The organism is Acidimicrobiia bacterium (assembly GCA_035948415.1).
Taxonomy (GTDB): Bacteria; Actinomycetota; Acidimicrobiia; order IMCC26256; family PALSA-555; genus PALSA-555.
This window is the reverse complement of record DASZJD010000054.1, coordinates 34,789-51,626: the sequence shown is the minus strand read 5'-3', so window position 1 is coordinate 51,626 and position 16,838 is coordinate 34,789. Positions and strand designations below refer to the sequence as shown.

Sequence of the window (16,838 nt, the reverse complement as noted above, 5' to 3'; positions counted from 1 at the left end):
GGCGTGACTCGGTTGTCGCTGACCGTGCGGCTGCGCACCAGCGACGAGATCCTCGCCGCGCTCGAGGCGGGTCGCGACGTCGACGACGACGAGCCGGTCGACCTGCTTGCCCACGCCCTCCAGTGCGCCGCCATCCTGGAGCGGGTCGCCCCCGCCGACGCGGAGCTCCAGGTCGCCGGGCTCGTCCACGACCTCGGCACCGTCCTGACCCCGGGCCGCCCGGAGTCCCACGCCGCGGTCGGGGCCGACGCCGTCGCCGGCCTGCTCGGCAGCCGGGTCGCCGCCCTCGTGGCCCGCCACGACGAGGCCAAGCGCTACCTCGTGACCACCGACCCCCGCTACCGCCACCGGCTCAGCCCCCGCAGCCTCGACACGCTCCGCGCCCAGGGCGGGCTCCTCGACCCCGAGGAGCGCGTGGCGCTGCTCGCGTTCCCGGACCTCGAGGCCTGTCTCACGCTCCGGCGCGCCGACGACGCCGCCAAGGTGCCCGGCGCCCGGGTCCCCGGCCTCGGCTACTGGCGGGCCGCGGTCGAGCGTCTGGCCCGGCCCGCGGCCTGACCCGGCCGTCAGCCGAGGCAGAGGGCCGGGAAGTCAGCGACCGAGTCGAGCAGGTGGGTGTGCGGCGCCGCCGCCAGCTCGGCGCGCCCGTGCGCGCCCGTGAGCACCCCGGCCACCACGGAGGCGCCGGCTCGGGTGCCGGCGAGGAGGTCGTTGGCGGTGTCGCCGGCCACCGCCACGCCGCGCACGTCGTCGATCTCGAGGCGCAGCACCGCGTGCAGCACCAGGTCGGGATGCGGCCGCCCCCGGATCCCCGGCCCGGGCGCCAGCGCTAGGTCCACCGCGTCGTGCCAGCCGAGCGCCCCGAGCAGGGCGTCGAGGGTCGCGGGCGAGAAGCCGGTGGTGAGGCACACCCGCACGCCGGCCTGTCGCAGCGTGGCCAGTGCCGCCGCGGCCCCCGGGATCGGCTGGACCGCGCCCGACGCGACGCGGTCGCCGTAGGCGGCCTCGAAGGCGACGTTGGCGCGCTGCGCCCCGGCCTCGTCGCCGAGGACGGCCCGGAACACCTCGATCTTCGAGCGCCCCATCGTGCGCCGCAGGTACGCGAGCCGATCGGGGTACCCGGGGGTGCCCGGCCCGGCGTCGACCGCCCCGAGCGCGTCGACGAACGCCGCCTCGACGGCGCCGTCGTCCTGCACGGTCGTCCCGGCGAGGTCGAGGACCGCGAGCGAGATCGCGGTCATCGCCGCCGCCGCGGCTGCTGCACCGCCGCACCCTGGCCGACGCGCCGGCGCTCGCGCAACGAGCGCACCGGCCAGGCCTGACGAGGCCAGCGGCTACCGTCCGGCGGTGCGGATCCTCGTTACGAACGACGACGGCGTCGAGGCACCGGGGTTGCGGGCCCTGGCCCGGGCGCTGGTGCAGGCCGGCTACGAGGTCGTCGTCGTCGCCCCCGACGGCGAGCACAGCGGCGCCGGCGCCGGGATCGGCCGGCTGCACCGGTCGGGCCCGATCGGGCGGATCAGCATCGAGTGGCCGGACCTCCCAGGCGTGCCCGTGCACGCGCTGGCGACGTCGCCGGCGGCGGCGGTGTACGCGGGCGGCCTCGGGTCCTTCGGCCCCCGGCCCGAGTTCGTGGCCTCGGGCGTCAACCAGGGCCTGAACACCGGTCACCTCGTCCTGCACTCCGGGACCGTCGGCGCCGCGCTCACGGGCCTCGTGCTCGGGCTGCCCGGCGTCGCGGTCAGCCTCGGCTGGGGCGACGCCGAGCACTGGGACACCGCCGCGGTCCTGGCCGCCGCCGCCGTCCCCGCCGCCGCCGCGCTGCAGGGCCGGATCCTGAGCCTGAACGTGCCGAACCTCCCGCTCGCGGAGCTGCGCGGGGTCCGGGCCGGGCGCCCGGCTCCGTTCGCCGAGTGGTGGCACGCCGAGACCGCGCCGGGCGAGTTGCGGCTCGTGTACGACGGCCACCGGGGCGAGCCCGATCCCGACACCGACGTCGGCCTCGTGCGAGCCGGGTACGCGGCGGCCACCGAGCTGTCGGGGATCGAGGGGGCGCCCGCCACCGCGGCCGCCGCCGCCATCGAGTACGCCCGCGCCGGCGCGCCCGCGTCGCGCTGAACGGTCGGCGCGCGTCTACCGGCCGAGCAGCGCGCGCGGGTGCCGCCCGTCGACGTAGCCGATGAACGGCGGGCAGATGTTGTAGCCGAGGAGCTCCTGCAGGCGCGGCGGCAGCGGCGCGGCCGCGTCGGGAGGGACGGCGAGGAGGTGGCTCTCGACCGGGCGGAGCCACGCCGCCGCGTAGTGCAGCACCACCCCGAGCCGAGCCCGGTCGGTGTGGTTGGCGCCGCCACCGTGCCACACGCTGCCGAGGTAGACGAGCGCGGCACCGGCCGGCAGGTCGATCGCGACCGTCGGGGTGTCGGGCCCGGGCCGCTCGTCGACCCACCGGTGGCTGCCGGGGACGATCCGCGTGGCGCCGTTCGCCTCGGTGAAGTCCTCGAGGGGCCACATCACGTTCACGACCAGCTCGGCGTGGGGCCGGTTGACCGGGTAAATGGCGTCGTCGGGGTGGAGGGGCTGCGCGGTCTCGCCCGGGCCGATGGCGATCGCCGCCGGCGCGCTCAGCTGGTAGCAACCCAAGACGCGGTCGAGGAGCTCGAGGACCGCCGGGTGGAGCGCGAAGGCGTCGAGGGCGCGCGTCTTGGCGAAGAGGGCGTAGACACGCTGGGTGCGCCGACCCTCGAAGTCGTCGCGGCCGGTGGGCGTGCGCTCGAGGATCGTCGTCAGGTCGGCCCGGGCCGCGGCGACGAGATCGAGCGGCACCGCGTCCGGGATGCGGGCGTAGCCGTCCCGCTCGAGCGAGGCCAGGGCCGCGTCTACCATCGCATCCTCCCTAAGGGACTACCGGGCTCGACCCTAACCCTCCAGAAGGGAATGTCAAGGTGGCGGCACTGAACCCGACCCAGGGCTCGCTCCTCGGGTTCCTCGCCGACGGCCCGATGACGGGCTGGGACCTCCTGCAGCGCGTCGAGGGCGGCCTCGGCCGCTTCTGGAACATCACGCCGAGCCACGTCTACCGGGAGCTGCAGGCCCTCGAGGCCCGCAAGCTCGTGAAGGCGGGGCCACCGGGCGTCCGCGACCGGCGGCCGTTCACGATCACCGCCGCCGGGCGGCGCGCCTTCCAGGCCTGGGTGACGAAGGACCCGGGCCCGGAGCAGATCCGGTTCCCGCTGCTCGTCACCCTCTGGTTCGGGAGGCACGTGGACCCGGCCACCCGCGACCGCTTCCTCGAGGCCCGCCGCGCCGATCACGAGCAGCGCCTGGCGCTGTACGAGCGCATCGTGGCGCCCGACGAGCACACCGCCGCGGTGCTCGCCTTCGGCGTCGCCTACGAGCGCGCCGTCCTCGGATGGCTGGACGAGCTGCGCCGGGCGCCGGCGTCGTCACCCGGGGCGCGGGACGCCGGGCCGGGTGGTGCCCCCCGCGCCTCGTGACCGGTGCGGTCAGTTCTTCTCGTACCGGTACCCGACGCCGCGCACGGTCACGATCCGGGTCGGGTTGGCGGGGTCGGTCTCGAGCTTGGCCCGCAGCCGCTTGATGTGCACGTCGAGGGTCTTCGTGTCGCCGTAGTAGTTCGGGCCCCAGATGCGGTCGATGAGCACGTCGCGGGTGAGGACCCGCCCGGCGTTCAGGAGCAGCAGCTCGAGCAGCTCGAACTCCTTGAGCGGCAGCGGCACGAGCGAGTCGTGCACGAACACCTCGTGACGGCCGGCGTCGAGCTTCACGTCCCCGATCTCGATCACCTCGACCGCCGGGGCCGGGCCGTCGACGTTCGGCGCCCGCCGCAGCGCCGCCCGCACGCGGGCGACCAGCTCCCGCAGCCGGAACGGCTTCGTGACGTAGTCGTCGGCGCCGACCTCGAGGCCGACGACGGCGTCGATCTCGGCGTTCCGCGCCGTCACCATGATGATCGGCACCTGCGATCGGGTCCGCAGCTCGCGGCACACGTCCACGCCCGACATGTGCGGCAGCATCACGTCGAGGAGGATCAGCGCCGGTCGCGCGGCGTCGAAGCGGGCGATGGCCTCGGCGCCGTCGGCGGCGGTCTCGACCGTGAAGCCCTCCCGCTGGAGCGCCACCGAGAGCGCGTCGCGGTACGACTGCTCGTCGTCGACGACGAGGATCGTGGGGGGCTCGGCCATCAGGACGCCTCCGCCACGTGGCGCTCGGCGTCGGCGAGCGGGATGGCGAGGCGGAAGGTCGAGCCCTCCCCCTCCGTCGACTCGACGGTCACCTCGCCGCCGTGCGCCTCGGCGACGTGGCGCACGATCGAGAGCCCGAGCCCGGTGCCGCCGGTGGCCCGGCTGCGGGCCTTGTCCACCCGGTAGAAGCGTTCGAACACCCGCTCGAGGTCGCGGGACGGGATCCCGATGCCGTGGTCGCGCACGCACACCACGACCTGGTCGCCCTCCGGCACCGCGCCGACCTCCACCTCCTGGCCGTGGTCGGAGTACTTCACCGCGTTGTCGAGGAGGTTCGTGATCGCGCTGACGAGCTGGGTCGGGTCGCACCGCACCATCAGGTCCTCGTCGGCGGGCTCGGTGCGGAGCGGGATCCCCCGGGCGAGGGCCAGCGCGCCGAGCCGCTCCACCGCCTCCTCCACCAGCACGTGCACCGGGGTCGGCTCGCGGGTCGGGGCGGCCTGGGCCTCGATGAGGCTCAGGTCGAGGAGGTCGTCGACGATGCGGCCGAGCCGGTCCGACTCGCGGACGAGCTGCTCGGCGAGGCGTCGGACGACCTCGACGTCGTCGGCCGAGGCGATGGTCTCGGCGAGCAGCCCGAGGGCGCCGATCGGGGTCTTCAGCTCGTGGCTCACGTTGGCGACGAAGTCGCGCCGGACGCTCTCGACCCGGCGGGCGTCGGTGACGTCGTGGATCAGCGCCACCGCGCCGAGCGCGTCGCCGTCGTCGCCGAGCGGCAGGGCGCGCAGCACCAGCACCTCGCGCGGCGGGCCGAACAGCGGCAGCTCCCGCTCGGCGACCTCGCCCTGGCGGGCCCGCTCCACCAGCTGCGCCACGGCGTGCTCGGCCAGCGCCTCGGCGTGGCGGGCGTCCCGGAACCGCAGCGCGGCGGTGTTGCGGAACTCCTCGCGGCCGGCGGCGTCGACGACGATGACCCCGTCGGGCACGCTGTCGAGGGCGTGGACGAGCCGCCGGCAGGCGTCGTTGTCGGGGACTGCGTCGCTGTCCCCCGGGCCGCTCGCCGGGGCCGACGGTGCTCTCAACCGAACCGCCCGGTGATGTAGCCCTCCGTCCGAGGGTCGGTGGGCTGGGTGAAGAGCCGCTCGGTGGTGTCGAACTCGACGAGGCGCCCGACGCGCCGTCCGGCGTCGTCGACGTCTGAGGTGAAGAAGGCGGTGCGGTCCGAGGCCCGTGCCGCCTGCTGCATGTTGTGGGTGACGATCACGAGCGTGAAGTCGGTCTTCAGCTCCTGCATGAGGTCCTCGATGCGGGCGGTGGCGATGGGGTCGAGGGCCGAGCACGGCTCGTCCATGAGAACGACGTCAGGCTCGACCGCCAGCGCCCGGGCGATGCACAGCCGCTGCTGCTGGCCCCCGGAGAGGCCGAGGGCGTTCTGCCGCAGCTTGTCCTTCACCTCGTCCCAGAGGGCGGCGCGGCGGAGCGCGTGCTCGACGAGGTCGGCCATCTCGCCGCGCTTCCGGCCGTTGATCCGGGGCCCGTAGGCGACGTTGTCGTGGATCGACTTCGGGAACGGGTTCGGCTTCTGGAACACCATGCCGATCCGCCGCCGGACCTCGGCGACGTCCACCCGGGGCCCGTAGAGGTCCTCTTCGTGGTACGTGATCCGGCCCCGCACCTCGGCGCCCGGGGTGATGTCGTGCATCCGGTTCAGGGTCCGCAGGACGGTGGTCTTGCCACAGCCGGACGGGCCGATGAAGGCGGTGATCTCGCGGGCAGCGACCCGCAGGTCAACACCTTGCACCGCGGTCACGCCCTGGTAGCGAACCTCGACGTCGGCGAGCTCGAAGACGATCTGGCGCTGGTCCGGCTCCGGCCGGGCGGACTCGCCCGGGACCTCGCGTCGCTCGGCCGGCGGCCGGGTGAGCACGGGGTCGACTGTAGCGGCGGCAAATCGGGGCTCGGGCATGTGGGCGGCCTCCACGTCAGGCTCCGGCCGTGGTGCGGCGGGCGTAGATCGTCGTCACGACGCGCGCCAGCGCGGTGAAGACGAAGACCAGCAGGATCAGCGTGAGCGCGGCGCCGTAGGCCCGGTCCTGGGCGCCGACGAACGGCGAGGTGGCGTTGTGGAAGATCTGGAACGACAGCGCCGTGGTCGGACCGTGGAACAGGCTGGTGTTCGCCGAGGTCACGATCCCGATCGTGAACAGCAGCGGGGCGGTCTCGCCGGCGGCCCGGGCCACCGCCAGGAGCGCCCCGCTCACGATCCCGGGGGCGGCGTGGGGCAGGACCACGGTGCGGATCGTGCGCACCTTGCGGCTGCCGAGCGCGTAGCTGCCCTCGCGCAGCTCGTGGGGAACCAGGCGCAGCATCTCCTCCGACGTGCGGATGACGATCGGCAGCATGAGGCAGCCGAGCGCGAGCGACCCGGCGAACGCGGTCTGGTTCTTGAAGTGCAGGACCCAGACGATGTAGATGAACAGGCCCATCACGATCGACGGGACGCCGGTCATGATCTCGGCCAGGAACCGGATCAGGCGGGCGAGCCGGCCCCTCTGGCCGTACTCGTTCAGGTAGATCGCCCCGAGGATGCCGAGGGGCACGGCCATCGCGGTGGCGCCGCCGGTGATCACGAGCGTCCCGATGATCGCCGGCTTCATGCCGCCGCCGATCTCACGGTCCAGGATCGGGATGTCGCGGGTGAGGAAGGCCCACCCGAACACCCCGCCGCCCCGGTTCACCACGAAGGCCACCACGAAGATCAGCGGCACGAGGGTCACGAGCACCGAGCCCACGATGAGCGCGGTGGCGACGTGGTTGCGCACCTTGCGAGCCCGAGACGCCGGGCGCGACCGCAGGAGCGGGGCCGAGATGGTGGCGGTGGCCGTGCTCACAGGACCACCCCGAGCCGGCGCTCGGAGCGCCCGAACACGGTCCGCGCCACGATCCCGATCACGACCGTCAGCGCGAGCAGGGCCAGGCCGAGCCCGATGAGGGCCGAGCGCCAGGTGCCGGTGGCGTCGCCGAACTCGTTGGCGATGATGCTCGCCATGGTGTCGCCGGGCCCGAAGATGTGGGCGGTGAGCTGCGGGGACGAGCCGACGACGAGCGCGACGGCGATGGTCTCGCCGACGGCGCGCCCGAACCCGATCATGACCGCCGACAGGACCCCGCTGCGGCCGTGCGGGAACACCGCGCCGCGGATCATCTCCCAGCGGGTGGCGCCGAGCGCCAGCGCGGCCTCCTTCTGGGACGCGGGGCAGGTGGCGAACACCTCGCGGGTGATCGCGGTGACGATCGGGGTGATCATGATCCCGACGACGATCCCGGCGGTCATGATCGCCTGCCCCGAGGCGCTCGGGTGCGAGAACAGGGCGCCGAGGAGCGGGAAGCCGACGGTGCCGTCGGCGACGGACGAGTAGGCGTCCGAGAGGGGCTTCAGGAGGATCTGGAGGGCCCAGAGCCCGAACACGACCGAGGGGACCGCGGCCAGCAGGTCGACCGTGTACACGATCGGCCGGCGCAGCCGTCGCGGCGACACCTCGGTCACGAAGAGGGCGAGCCCGACGCTCACCGGCACCGAGATGAGCAGCGCGATCAGCGACACCTCGATGGTGCCGACGAGCAGCCCGAGGGAGCCGAAGTGGTGGTGGGCCGGGTCCCAGTTCGAGCTGAAGATGGTGCCGAGGCCCTCGGCGCTGAACCACGACTGGGCCTGCCCGCTCGTGGTCACGATGATCAGGAGCAGGATCACCAGTACGAGCAGGCCGGCGGCGAGCGTGAGCACTCGAAAGACGCGGTCGGGGCCCCGACCGGGCGGCACCGGGCCCGCCGACAGGCTCTGGGGTTTCGGGGGGTCGAGCGTCTCGGTAGCCATAGCTCTTGGGGGATGCTGGCACGGGAGGGACGGACGGGGGAAAGTCTCCCGCCCCTCCCGTGCCGAGCGCTTAGCCGACCTGGATCTTGGCGATCGCTGACAGGGCGGCCTTCTGGAACGCCGGGGGGATCGGCGCGTAGTCGACGGCCGGGGCCAGCTTGGTCGAGTTGTCCTCGATGTAGGTCAAGAACGCCTTCAGCGCGTTGCCGACCGCGGCGTCGGACTGCGTCGAGGCGACGAGCAGGTACGTCGGTGACGTGATCGCGTAGCCCGCCTTGTTCTTGGTGTTCAGCGGGTTGTAGGTCTCGTCCGGGTTCTGCTTCACGCCCACGAGGGCCTGGGTGGCGCTCTTCACGCTCGGGGCGATGAACTGGCCCGACGCGTTCTTGACCGACGCGAACTTCAGCCCGGCGGCCTTGGCGTCGGAGAAGTCCACGTAGCCGACCGCGCCGTCGGTGCTCTTGACGTTCGTGGCCACGGCGGTGCTGCCGTTGCCGCCCACCGAGCTCGCCGGCCAGTTGACCGTCGCCGCCGCGCCGAGGGTCCACTTCGTGGACGCCCCCTGGAGGTAGGTCGTGAAGTTCTGGGTCGTGCCCGAGCTGTCCGAGCGGCGGGCAATCGTGACCTTCGTGCTCGGCAGGTTGGCCTTCGGGTTGTCAGCCTTGACCGCGGGGTCGTTCCACGTGGTGATCGTGCCGTTGAAGAGCCCCGCGATGGTGTCCGCCGACAGCTGCAGGCTCTTCACGCCGGACAGGTTGTACGAGACGGTGACCGGCGAGACGATGGTCGGGATGTAGTCGAAGGCCTTGCTCGGCGCGGCACCGGCCGCGTACGGCGCGTCCGTTCCCGCGAACTGCACCACCCCGTTCGCGAAGTCGGTGCGCCCCTTCCCGGAGCCGCCACCGGCGTAGTTGACGGTGACGTTCGGCTGGGCGGTCTTGAACGCCGCGATGGTGGCCTGGAGGAACGCCGCGGTCAGGGTCGAGCCCGACCCGTTCAGCGTGGCCGCCGCCACCTTCGGCTGTCCCTTCTGGCCCGTGGTCGCGCTCGCGACGCCGGCGGAGCCAGCGGCGACGAGCCCGAGGGCCAGCGTCGACACCGCGACCCGGCGCGCGAGGCGCGTGCGGAGAATCATGATCGGTTCGTCCTCCTCGTAGACGACGATTGACTCGGGGACGGAGGCTAGAAATCGTGTCTGGCGAGACGCCGACGACGACGTGGCCAACAGGCAAAGCGCGGGTGAACGTGCGGTAACGCGGGAGCGGCCTTGGCGGCGCCCAGTCCAAGATGAGGCCCGTGAGCACCGCCACCCCCAGCGCCGAGGCACGCCATCATGGGCCCGTGAGCACCGCCACCCCGAGCGCCGAGGAGGCCCGGAAGCTGTTCGCCGAGGCGCTCCAGGAGCTCCGGGGCGACGTGATCCGCCTCGGGGCCCTCGTGACCGAGGCCATCGCCGCCGGCACCCAGGCCCTCCTCGACGCCGACCTGGGGGCGGCGGAGCACGTCGTGGAGCAGGACGCCGCGATCGACGAGCTCGCCTACGCCATCGAGGACCAGTGCTTCGTGCTCATCGCCCGCCAGCAGCCGATGGCCGGGGACCTGCGGATGGTGCTGGCGGTGCTGCGGATCGGCCACGAGCTCGAGCGCAGCGGCGACCTCATGAAGAGCGTCGTGAAGGCGACTCGCCAGCTCTACCCGCACAGCATCGACCCAAAGCTGCGGGGGATCATCGGGCGCATGGGCGAGCAGGCCGCCAGTGAGGTCCGCGTCGCCATCGACGCCTTCGCCGACAGCGACCCGTCGCGGGCGGCGGCGGTGTTCGACATGGACGACGTGATGGACGACCTCACGAAGAGCCTGTTCCGTTACATCTTGAGCCGGGAGGGCCCGGTCGACGAGGGACGGCTGCTCGAGTCGGTCCAGCTGTCGCTCGTCGGCCGCCACTACGAGCGCATCGCCGACCACGCCGTGAACGTGGCCGACCGGGTCGTGTTCGTGGCCACCGGCCTGCACGGCGCCGGCGACGGCGAGGACTACAGCCCCGGCGCCGACGACTGACGCCGCGTCAGCTCGCCGGCTCCTCCTCGGGGTACCCGAGGTCCCACTCGATGATCAGCCGCTCGCGCTCCGCGTCCCGGTTCACACGCTCGCGGTTGCGTCGGAACTGGGGGTCGTGCGGCGGCAGCAGCTGGAGGCGGGCGAGGGCCCGCTGGCGGAACTCGTCGATGACGCGCCCGTCGCCGAACACGCCGTGGACGTCCCAGTGGGGCGACACCGGGCCCAGGTAGACGAGCTTGACGTGGCCCTGGGGCGGGAGCTGCTCGAGCTCGTCCTCGTTGATCGCCATCGGAGCCACCCTACCGGCCGTCCGCCCCGTCTACGCGCTGGCGGCGAGCAGGCCGACGGCGAGGAGCGTCACCGCGGCGCCGTAGGCGCGCTCGAGGTGGCGACCGGGGGCGCGCAGCGCCACGCCGACGCCGACGCGCGCGAACGGGACCGCCGCCGCCGCGAACGCCGCGCTCACCGCCCAGTCGATGTGGCCGAGCGCGGCGTGCACGATCGTGCCGGGGACCGCGAGCGCGGCGGCCACGAGCAACGAGGTGCCGAACGCCTCCTTGAGGGGGAGGCGCAGCACGACCACGAACAGCGGGGCCAGGAGGAACCCGCCGCTGTTGGCGAGGAGGCCGGAGGCGAGGCCGACCACGACGGCCACCAGCACCGCCAGCAGGGTCGGGCGCGCCCGCTCGCGCGCGACCTCGTGGGGGTCGTGCGGCGTGAGCAGGAACCGGAGCCCGAGCCCGGCCAGGACCACCTCGGTCACGGTGACGAGCGGGCCGCCGCCGACCCACGTCGTGGCGAGCGCGCCCACCGCGGTGGCGGGCCCGCCGACGAGCACGCAGGTCCGGGCCACGCCGCGGTCGACGAGGCCCGCTCGCCAGTACGCGGCGCCGGCGAGGACGGTGGCCGGGATCGTCGCCGGCAGCGGGGAGGCGACGGCCACGATGGCGGGCAGCCCGGCCACGGCCAGCAGCGGGGTCGCGAGCGCGGCGCCGCCCTTCCCGAAGAGCCCGCCGAGGAAGCCGACGGCGGCGCCGACCGCCACCACGGCGGCGAGGGTGAGCACGTCCACCCCCCCAGGAGAACCCGACCCGGCCCACAGGTCCAACTGATTGTTTGGATCACTCTGATAGACAGAGCCTATGGAGCTCCGGCAGGTCGAGTACGCGGTCGGGGTCGTGGACCACGGCGGCTTCGGGCGGGCGGCGGCCGCCCTGCACGTCAGCCAGCCGTCGCTCTCGCAGGGCGTGGCGAAGCTCGAGGCCGAGCTGGGGCTGGCGCTCTTCCACCGGCACGGGCGCCGGGTCGTCCCGACCGTCGCCGGCGAGGCCTTCCTCGGTCCCGCCCGCCGCCTGCTGCGGGAGTCCCGGACGGCCCGGGAGGCGGTCGCGGCCGTGGCGGGGCTGCGGGCCGGGCGGCTGGACCTGGTGGCGCTGCCGACCCTGGCCGCCGACCCCCTCGCTCCACTCGTGGGGGCGTTCCGCCGGCGCTACCCGGAGGTGGCGGTCCGGATCGTCGAGCCCGAGCACGCCGACGCCGTGGTCGCGCTGGTCCGAGACGGGCACTGTGAGCTGGGCCTCGCCGAGCTGCCGGTGACGGCCTCGGACGTCGTCACCGAGCACCTCTTCGACGACGAGCTGCTCGTCGTGTTCCCCCCCGGGAGCCGCCCGCCGCCGGGCCCGCTGGCGGGCGCCGACCTCGAGGCGGTGCCTCTCGTCACGAGCCCGGCCGGCACGTCGACGCGGCGGCTGGCGGAGCGGACGCTGCGCGCCGGCGGCGTGGAGCCCCGGGTCGTCGTCGAGACCGACCAGCGCGAGGCGATCGTGCCCCTCGTGCTGGCCGGCGCCGGGGCGGCGTTCGTGACTCGACCGGTCGCCGAACGCGCCGCCGCCGCCGGCGCGGTGACCGCCGCCCTGAACCCGCCGTTGCGCCGCCCGATCGGGCTCGTGCGACCCCGCGGCGGGTCGTCGCCCGCCGCGGCGGCGTTCGCGGCCCTGGCGCGGCAGGCTCGCCGCTGACTCACCCCGCGTCGGGCCGCGTCACCAGCTTGGCTTGAACGGTCAGACGCTGCGCGCCGCGCACCACGACCACCGAGACGGTCTGGCCGGGCTGGTGCGACCGAACCGCGGTCTGCACGTCGGCGGCACTCGTGATCGGCATCTGGTCGATCTGCACGATGACGTCGTTCTTCCGGAGGCCGGCAGCAGCCGCGGGGGTGCCGCTGCTCACCTGGGTGATCACCGCACCCTGGGTGACGTGCACGTTCAGCTGGCTGGCGATTCCCGGCGTGAGGTCCTGGCTGGCGACACCGAGGAACGCCGGCTTGCGACCGGATCGCAGGTCCTCGAACACCGGGAGGGCCTTGTCCATCGGGATCGCGAACCCGATGTTCTGGGCCATGTTGGCGACGGCGGTGTTGATGCCGATCACGCGACCCTGCGAGTCGAGGAGCGGGCCGCCGGAGTTGCCCGGGTTGATGGCGGCGTCGGTCTGGAGCATGCCGACGAGGAGCGCGCCGTTCTGCTCGGGCACCTGCCGGTTCTTGCCGGAGATGATCCCGTTCGTCACCGTGAGCCCGCCGTCGAGGGCCAGCGCATTGCCGATCGCCACCACCGCGTCGCCGATCTGCACACACGGCGTGGCGGCGCTCGTCGCCGTCGGAGCGCAGTCCCTCGAGCTCCCGAGCTGCGCGGTCGGGAGCCCGGTCGCGTCCACCTTGATGACCGCGAGGTCCGTCGACGGGTCCCGTCCCACGAGCCGGGCGTCGACGGTTCGACCGTTCGTGAACTGCACCTGGATGCGGTTGGCGCCCTCCACGACGTGGTTGTTCGTGGCGATGAAGCCGTCGGGCGAGATGACGAATCCGGTGCCCGCGGCGCCGTTCCCGCTCGCCGGGCCGCCGTTGGTCGTGATCGCCACGACGGCCGGCTCGGCCTTGTTGATCACCGACGCGATGTCGGTCGGCGCCAACGCCGCCGAGGGGCGCGAGAGGACGGTCGCCGGTGACGCGCCGATGATCTTCGTCAGCGTGGTGTTGCTCCCGCCGCCGGTGTCCACGGCCGCGACCACGCCGCCCGCGACGATCGCCCCGACCAGGGCGCCCACGAGCGCCCCGAGGGCGGCGGGGCGCAGCCACCCGCCGGGCCGCCGCGGCCGAACCGGCGGCCGTCCCCCGTCCCGGCCGTCGGGCCCGTCGGCCCCGGGCGCGACCCCCCTGGTCCCCGCCCCCGCCGCTGCCGTCGGGTCGGCGCCGGCCCCGAGCCCGCCGGGTGTCGGCGTCGTGGGCCGGCTCGGGCTAGGTTCGTCGGGCATGGCGGCCTCCTCGCGGATCAGGTGCTCCGGGGTCGGGTCGCCGGCCGGCGGACGGCGCCCCCGAGTCTTGGGTGACGGCGCCCCAGCGACCACAATGGAGGGGCCCAGCCGGCCCGAGCCGAGCCGGGCCGTGGCGCTCCCGGGAACCGTGCCCGACTCGCCCCCGTTGCACTGACATGGACGACCTCCCCCGGCCCGATCACCAGACCCCATCTTGGATGCTGCACGCCCGCTGCCGGGACGCGGCCCCGGGCGCGTTCTTCCCGTCCGACGGCGTCGGCGTGGAGCGGGCGCGCCGCGTCTGCGCCGAGTGCGGCGTGCAGACCGAGTGCCTCGAGTACGCGCTCGAGTTCAGGATCGACCACGGCGTCTGGGGCGGCTGCTCGGAGCGGGAGCGGCGCCGCATCCTCCGCCAGCGTCGGCTCGCGACCCGCTGACCGGCGTCACGCCGACCGCTCGACGCCGGCGGCGGTGAGCGCCACGAGCGCGGCCACTGGGACCGTGAGCGCCCACAGGCTCCAGGCCGTGTCGAGCGCCGACCCCGCGACCGCTCCCCCTAGGTAGGCGCCGAGGAGCAGGCCGTGCACGCCGGCCCGCCGCGACGCGTCGGCGTCGTCGCCGCGGACGGCGGCGACGAGCTCCTCCGCGAACGACACCACCATCCCGGTGATGAAGGTCGTCTGCACGGCGATGCCGCAGACGTGACGCAGCGACGCGGTCTGGAGGCCCATGGCGGTGACGATCGTCGCCGCTAGTGCGTAGTACGCGGCGGAGCGGGGCGTGAGGTCGCCGGCGTCGCGAAGCAAGGTCCCCAGCACCATGAACACGGCGACGAGCACCGCCTCCGCCGCCAGCAACGGCGCGAGGGCCGTGCGACCGCGGCTTCGGGCCGCGGCCGTGGTGGCGGCCCCGACAAAGACGGCGCCGATGAACACCGCGATCGGGACCGCGTACGCGAGGGCCGCGGCGGCGTCGCCCCGCCCGAGCTCCACGCCGAGCCGGGCCGTGTTGCCGCTCAAGTGCGCGGTGAAGAGCCCGAAGAGGGTGAGGAAGCCGACGGCGTCCACGAAGCCCGCGATCCCGGCGAGCAGGAAGGCCAGGCGAGGCCGGGCCGCGAGGACCGTCGACACGTCACGGCACGCTACGCGCGCCGTGACGGCTCAGTCCCAGCCGAACGGACCGAGCACGAAACGCGCCAGGTCGGCGCCGAAGGTGCTCGTCGCGCCGCCAGCCACGACGTCGCGCACGGCCAGCATCGCCTGGTCGGGCGGCGCGTCGGACACGCAGGTGACGACGACCCCGTGCGCGCCCCACACGACCGCGCTCGTCGTCGGCGTCGCGAGGGCGCGGGTCTGGACGCCGTGGACGTCGTGCCGCGTGCCCGCCGGCACCGAGGCCCAGTCGACCGTGCCCCGCTGCTCGAACAGCGACAGGGTGAAGAGGCCGTCGCCGTAGTAGAGCTGCACCGACCCGTCCGGCTGGCGGTAGCGCCCGAGGAGGCGGTAGCCGCGGCCGACGGCGCCGGGAGCCGGGAACCCGCTCGGTACCGTTCGGACGGCCCGGGGCTCGTCGGGCTTGGCCACCGGCGCCTGCCGGGATTCGGCCGTCGGCGCCAGCGGCACGACGGCTTCGAAGCTGACGGCGCGGACGAGGCTGCCGTCGGGGTCCAGCACGTCGCGCCGCAGCATCGTGCCGGTGGCCCGGTCGATGAAGAACCGGGCTCGCGTCGCGTCCGTGCGCGGGTCGATCGCCGCCACCATCGTGGTGGCGCGGCCGGCGACGTCGGGACCGGCCGCGGTTCGGAGCTCCCAGTGCGCGTCGACCGGCGGCGGCGCCCCCACGGGGACCTCGGGGCCGAGGACGAGTGACCAGTCACCCGGGGCGCCGACCCACCGCTGCTCGCCCCGCGAGACGACCCGCGAGCTCCCGCCACCAACCTCGACGACGCCGTTGCCGACGTGCGCGTAGGTCTCGGTGCGGTGGGTGTGCCCGTGGTCTCGCCACGTCACCGCGAGAACCCCGGCGTAGGACGTGTGCTCCGGCGCGGTGCGGGCCGCGCTCAAGAGCTCCTCCGCGTCGCTCGACGGCTGTGCGGGCGCGGCGCCGCCGAGCCCGAGGACGGCGGCCGCCCCCGCGGCGACCAGGCCCAAGGCCCACCGCCCCGTCCTCATCGCCCCATCCCGCGCATGAGCCCGATCCCGGCGAGGGCGCTGACGGGGTCGCCGACGACCGACGCCCGGGCCTGCTGCTCGGTGCTGAAGGTCGCCACCTTCGGGGTGACGCGCTGCCGGCTCGGCACGACCAGCGCGGCGACCACCACCGCAACCGCGGCCGCGGCGGCCGCGGCGCCGATCCAGCGGGCCGGCTGCGCCCGTGCCCGACGCCGGAGCCTCGCGGCGCGGCCCGCGACGCGGGTCGCGGGCAGCTCGTCGAGCTCGACCCGGGCGAGGAGCCGGCGCCACGCCTCGGGGCTCAGGTCCACCGGCGGGAGGGCGCGGACGGCGTCACGGGCGGCGGTCACGTCGGCGAGCGCGTGTCGCCACGCCGGGGAGTCGGCGAGCGCGGCCTCGACCGCGGCGCGGCCGTCGGGGTCGAGCTCGCCGTCGGCGTAGGCGGACAGCAGGTCCTCGGGCAGGTCGCTCGGGTTCACGTCACCTCCTCGCCGGTGAGGGCGGCCCGCAGCAGTCGCCGGCCCCGGTGGATCCGTGACCGCACGGTTCCGACCGGCACGCCGAGGGTGGCCGCGATCTGGTCGTAGGACTGGTCGGCGACGTCGCAGAGGACGACGGGGACCCGGAAGTCCTCGGGGATCGACGCCAGGGCCCGCTGCACGTCGGCGGACAGCTCCTGGCTGGCCTCGTCGGCGGCCGGCGCCGTCGGCAGCACCCGCTCCGGGTCGTCGGGGAGGGCGTCGGCGGGGCGTCGACGTCGCCGCCGGACCTCGTCCAGGAACACGTTCGTCACGATGCGGGCCAGCCAGCCTTCCAGGGACCCCGGCTCGTAGCGCTCGAGCCCCCGGCGGACCCGAACCAGCGCCTCCTGCACGAGGTCCTGCGCGTCGTCGGCGTTGCCGGCCAGGCGGTACGCCACGCTGTAGAGGAAGCGCCCGTGGTCGCGGGCGACCTCCTCCCACGTCGGGACGCCGTCGGCCATTAGCAAGAACGACGCGGCCCGGGGGTTCGGTTCCCGGCCCCGCTCGCCGGCCGGCCCGGCCGGCACCTAGGGGGCGGCCCCAGGGGGAGGAGCCCCGTCGTCGCGGCCGGCCCGACGGCCTCGGGCGCGGGCGGCCCACCGGCTCCCGGCCAGCAGCGCCACCACGACGGCGAGGACGGCGAGCAGGACGGCGGGACCGAACGACACGCCTGGAAGACCTCCGGAGCGGGACCGGTCAC

22 protein-coding genes are annotated in these 16,838 nt (G+C 74.6%); 6 read left to right on the top strand and 16 right to left on the bottom strand.

Annotated elements, in window-relative coordinates; all coding sequences use genetic code 11:
• The first annotated feature begins 3 nt into the window (after positions 1-3).
• Positions 4-558, top strand: a complete 555-nt coding sequence (locus VG869_07385; protein HEV3451011.1) for an HD domain-containing protein — start codon at positions 4-6, stop codon at positions 556-558.
• An 8-nt stretch (positions 559-566) separates the two neighbouring features.
• On the opposite strand, the gene VG869_07380 is transcribed toward VG869_07385, so the two are convergent.
• Positions 567-1,241 carry an HAD family hydrolase gene (locus VG869_07380; GenBank protein ID HEV3451010.1) on the bottom strand — a complete coding sequence of 225 codons (675 nt, stop codon included), beginning with the start codon at positions 1,239-1,241 and terminating at the stop codon, positions 567-569.
• 106 nt (positions 1,242-1,347) lie between these two features.
• Here VG869_07380 and VG869_07375 point away from each other — a divergent pair, with 106 nt between their 5' ends.
• The gene (locus VG869_07375) at positions 1,348-2,118 is read left to right on the top strand and encodes a 5'/3'-nucleotidase SurE (GenBank protein ID HEV3451009.1); all 771 of its coding nucleotides are present in this window, start codon (positions 1,348-1,350) and stop codon (positions 2,116-2,118) included.
• 15 nt (positions 2,119-2,133) lie between these two features.
• Here VG869_07375 and VG869_07370 read toward each other — a convergent pair whose 3' ends face one another.
• Positions 2,134-2,883, bottom strand: a complete 750-nt coding sequence (locus VG869_07370; GenBank protein ID HEV3451008.1) for a phytanoyl-CoA dioxygenase family protein — start codon at positions 2,881-2,883, stop codon at positions 2,134-2,136.
• Positions 2,884-2,942: 59 nt separating this feature from the next.
• Between VG869_07370 and VG869_07365 the strand changes: the two genes are divergently transcribed.
• Entirely contained in the window at positions 2,943-3,494 is a 552-nt protein-coding gene (locus VG869_07365) for a PadR family transcriptional regulator (GenBank protein ID HEV3451007.1), read from the top strand.
• Positions 3,495-3,503: 9 nt separating this feature from the next.
• Here VG869_07365 and VG869_07360 read toward each other — a convergent pair whose 3' ends face one another.
• The 6 genes from VG869_07360 to pstS all read right to left on the bottom strand — a co-directional run bounded on the left by VG869_07360 (position 3,504) and on the right by pstS (position 9,211).
• Positions 3,504-4,202: a response regulator transcription factor gene (locus tag VG869_07360; GenBank protein HEV3451006.1), complete on the bottom strand. Its 699-nt coding sequence runs from the start codon at positions 4,200-4,202 to the stop codon at positions 3,504-3,506.
• Positions 4,202-5,284 (bottom strand): ATP-binding protein, encoded by a 1,083-nt coding sequence (locus tag VG869_07355; GenBank protein HEV3451005.1) that lies wholly within the window; start codon positions 5,282-5,284, stop codon positions 4,202-4,204. The genes VG869_07360 and VG869_07355 overlap by 1 nt, the downstream gene beginning before the upstream one ends.
• Positions 5,281-6,129, bottom strand: coding sequence for a phosphate ABC transporter ATP-binding protein PstB (gene pstB, locus VG869_07350; GenBank protein ID HEV3451004.1), 849 nt, complete (start codon positions 6,127-6,129; stop codon positions 5,281-5,283). Before pstB ends, VG869_07355 begins: the two co-directional genes overlap by 4 nt.
• Before the next feature lie 55 nt (positions 6,130-6,184).
• Positions 6,185-7,093, bottom strand: a complete 909-nt coding sequence (gene pstA, locus VG869_07345; GenBank protein ID HEV3451003.1) for a phosphate ABC transporter permease PstA — start codon at positions 7,091-7,093, stop codon at positions 6,185-6,187.
• Positions 7,090-8,076 (bottom strand): phosphate ABC transporter permease subunit PstC, encoded by a 987-nt coding sequence (pstC, locus tag VG869_07340; GenBank protein ID HEV3451002.1) that lies wholly within the window; start codon positions 8,074-8,076, stop codon positions 7,090-7,092. The genes pstA and pstC overlap by 4 nt, the downstream gene beginning before the upstream one ends.
• Before the next feature lie 70 nt (positions 8,077-8,146).
• Entirely contained in the window at positions 8,147-9,211 is a 1,065-nt protein-coding gene (gene pstS / locus VG869_07335; GenBank protein HEV3451001.1) for a phosphate ABC transporter substrate-binding protein PstS, read from the bottom strand.
• Positions 9,212-9,417: 206 nt separating this feature from the next.
• On the opposite strand from pstS, the gene phoU reads away from it, so the two are divergent.
• Positions 9,418-10,134 carry a phosphate signaling complex protein PhoU gene (phoU, locus tag VG869_07330; GenBank protein HEV3451000.1) on the top strand — a complete coding sequence of 239 codons (717 nt, stop codon included), beginning with the start codon at positions 9,418-9,420 and terminating at the stop codon, positions 10,132-10,134.
• A gap of 7 nt (positions 10,135-10,141) precedes the next feature.
• On the opposite strand, the gene VG869_07325 is transcribed toward phoU, so the two are convergent.
• Positions 10,142-10,423 carry a hypothetical protein gene (locus VG869_07325; protein HEV3450999.1) on the bottom strand — a complete coding sequence of 94 codons (282 nt, stop codon included), beginning with the start codon at positions 10,421-10,423 and terminating at the stop codon, positions 10,142-10,144.
• Between the two features lie 30 nt (positions 10,424-10,453).
• Positions 10,454-11,206, bottom strand: a complete 753-nt coding sequence (locus tag VG869_07320) for a sulfite exporter TauE/SafE family protein (protein ID HEV3450998.1) — start codon at positions 11,204-11,206, stop codon at positions 10,454-10,456.
• Between the two features lie 70 nt (positions 11,207-11,276).
• Here VG869_07320 and VG869_07315 point away from each other — a divergent pair, with 70 nt between their 5' ends.
• Positions 11,277-12,152 (top strand): LysR substrate-binding domain-containing protein, encoded by an 876-nt coding sequence (locus VG869_07315; protein HEV3450997.1) that lies wholly within the window; start codon positions 11,277-11,279, stop codon positions 12,150-12,152.
• Between the two features lies 1 nt (position 12,153).
• Here VG869_07315 and VG869_07310 read toward each other — a convergent pair whose 3' ends face one another.
• Entirely contained in the window at positions 12,154-13,446 is a 1,293-nt protein-coding gene (locus VG869_07310) for a trypsin-like peptidase domain-containing protein (GenBank protein HEV3450996.1), read from the bottom strand.
• Between the two features lie 176 nt (positions 13,447-13,622).
• On the opposite strand from VG869_07310, the gene VG869_07305 reads away from it, so the two are divergent.
• On the top strand, positions 13,623-13,883 hold the full coding sequence (locus tag VG869_07305; protein ID HEV3450995.1) for a WhiB family transcriptional regulator: 261 nt from the start codon (positions 13,623-13,625) through the stop codon (positions 13,881-13,883).
• Between the two features lie 6 nt (positions 13,884-13,889).
• Here VG869_07305 and VG869_07300 read toward each other — a convergent pair whose 3' ends face one another.
• From VG869_07300 to VG869_07280, 5 genes are read right to left on the bottom strand one after another with little or no spacing between them, the layout of a single operon-like run.
• The gene (locus tag VG869_07300; protein HEV3450994.1) at positions 13,890-14,576 is read right to left on the bottom strand and encodes a DUF1275 family protein; all 687 of its coding nucleotides are present in this window, start codon (positions 14,574-14,576) and stop codon (positions 13,890-13,892) included.
• 30 nt (positions 14,577-14,606) lie between these two features.
• Entirely contained in the window at positions 14,607-15,617 is a 1,011-nt protein-coding gene (locus VG869_07295; GenBank protein HEV3450993.1) for a hypothetical protein, read from the bottom strand.
• Positions 15,614-16,096 (bottom strand): zf-HC2 domain-containing protein, encoded by a 483-nt coding sequence (locus VG869_07290; protein HEV3450992.1) that lies wholly within the window; start codon positions 16,094-16,096, stop codon positions 15,614-15,616. Before VG869_07290 ends, VG869_07295 begins: the two co-directional genes overlap by 4 nt.
• Complete coding sequence (locus VG869_07285; GenBank protein ID HEV3450991.1) at positions 16,093-16,665, bottom strand: sigma-70 family RNA polymerase sigma factor; 573 nt, start codon at positions 16,663-16,665, stop codon at positions 16,093-16,095. The genes VG869_07290 and VG869_07285 overlap by 4 nt, the downstream gene beginning before the upstream one ends.
• Positions 16,666-16,806, bottom strand: coding sequence for a hypothetical protein (locus tag VG869_07280; protein HEV3450990.1), 141 nt, complete (start codon positions 16,804-16,806; stop codon positions 16,666-16,668).
• Positions 16,807-16,838 lie beyond the last annotated feature (32 nt).

What these genes read in the sequence shown, in the direction of transcription:
- VG869_07305 (HEV3450995.1), top strand. Translation starts at nt 13,623, where the DNA reads ATGGACGACCTCCCCCGGCCCGATCACCAGACCCCATCTTGGATGCTG.
- pstS (HEV3451001.1), bottom strand. Translation starts at nt 9,211, where the DNA reads ATGATTCTCCGCACGCGCCTCGCGCGCCGGGTCGCGGTGTCGACGCTG.
- VG869_07310 (HEV3450996.1), bottom strand. Translation starts at nt 13,446, where the DNA reads ATGCCCGACGAACCTAGCCCGAGCCGGCCCACGACGCCGACACCCGGC.
- VG869_07325 (HEV3450999.1), bottom strand. Translation starts at nt 10,423, where the DNA reads ATGGCGATCAACGAGGACGAGCTCGAGCAGCTCCCGCCCCAGGGCCAC.
- VG869_07360 (HEV3451006.1), bottom strand. Translation starts at nt 4,202, where the DNA reads ATGGCCGAGCCCCCCACGATCCTCGTCGTCGACGACGAGCAGTCGTAC.
- VG869_07295 (HEV3450993.1), bottom strand. Translation starts at nt 15,617, where the DNA reads ATGAGGACGGGGCGGTGGGCCTTGGGCCTGGTCGCCGCGGGGGCGGCC.
- pstC (HEV3451002.1), bottom strand. Translation starts at nt 8,076, where the DNA reads ATGGCTACCGAGACGCTCGACCCCCCGAAACCCCAGAGCCTGTCGGCG.
- VG869_07380 (HEV3451010.1), bottom strand. Translation starts at nt 1,241, where the DNA reads ATGACCGCGATCTCGCTCGCGGTCCTCGACCTCGCCGGGACGACCGTG.
- VG869_07315 (HEV3450997.1), top strand. Translation starts at nt 11,277, where the DNA reads ATGGAGCTCCGGCAGGTCGAGTACGCGGTCGGGGTCGTGGACCACGGC.
- VG869_07370 (HEV3451008.1), bottom strand. Translation starts at nt 2,883, where the DNA reads ATGGTAGACGCGGCCCTGGCCTCGCTCGAGCGGGACGGCTACGCCCGC.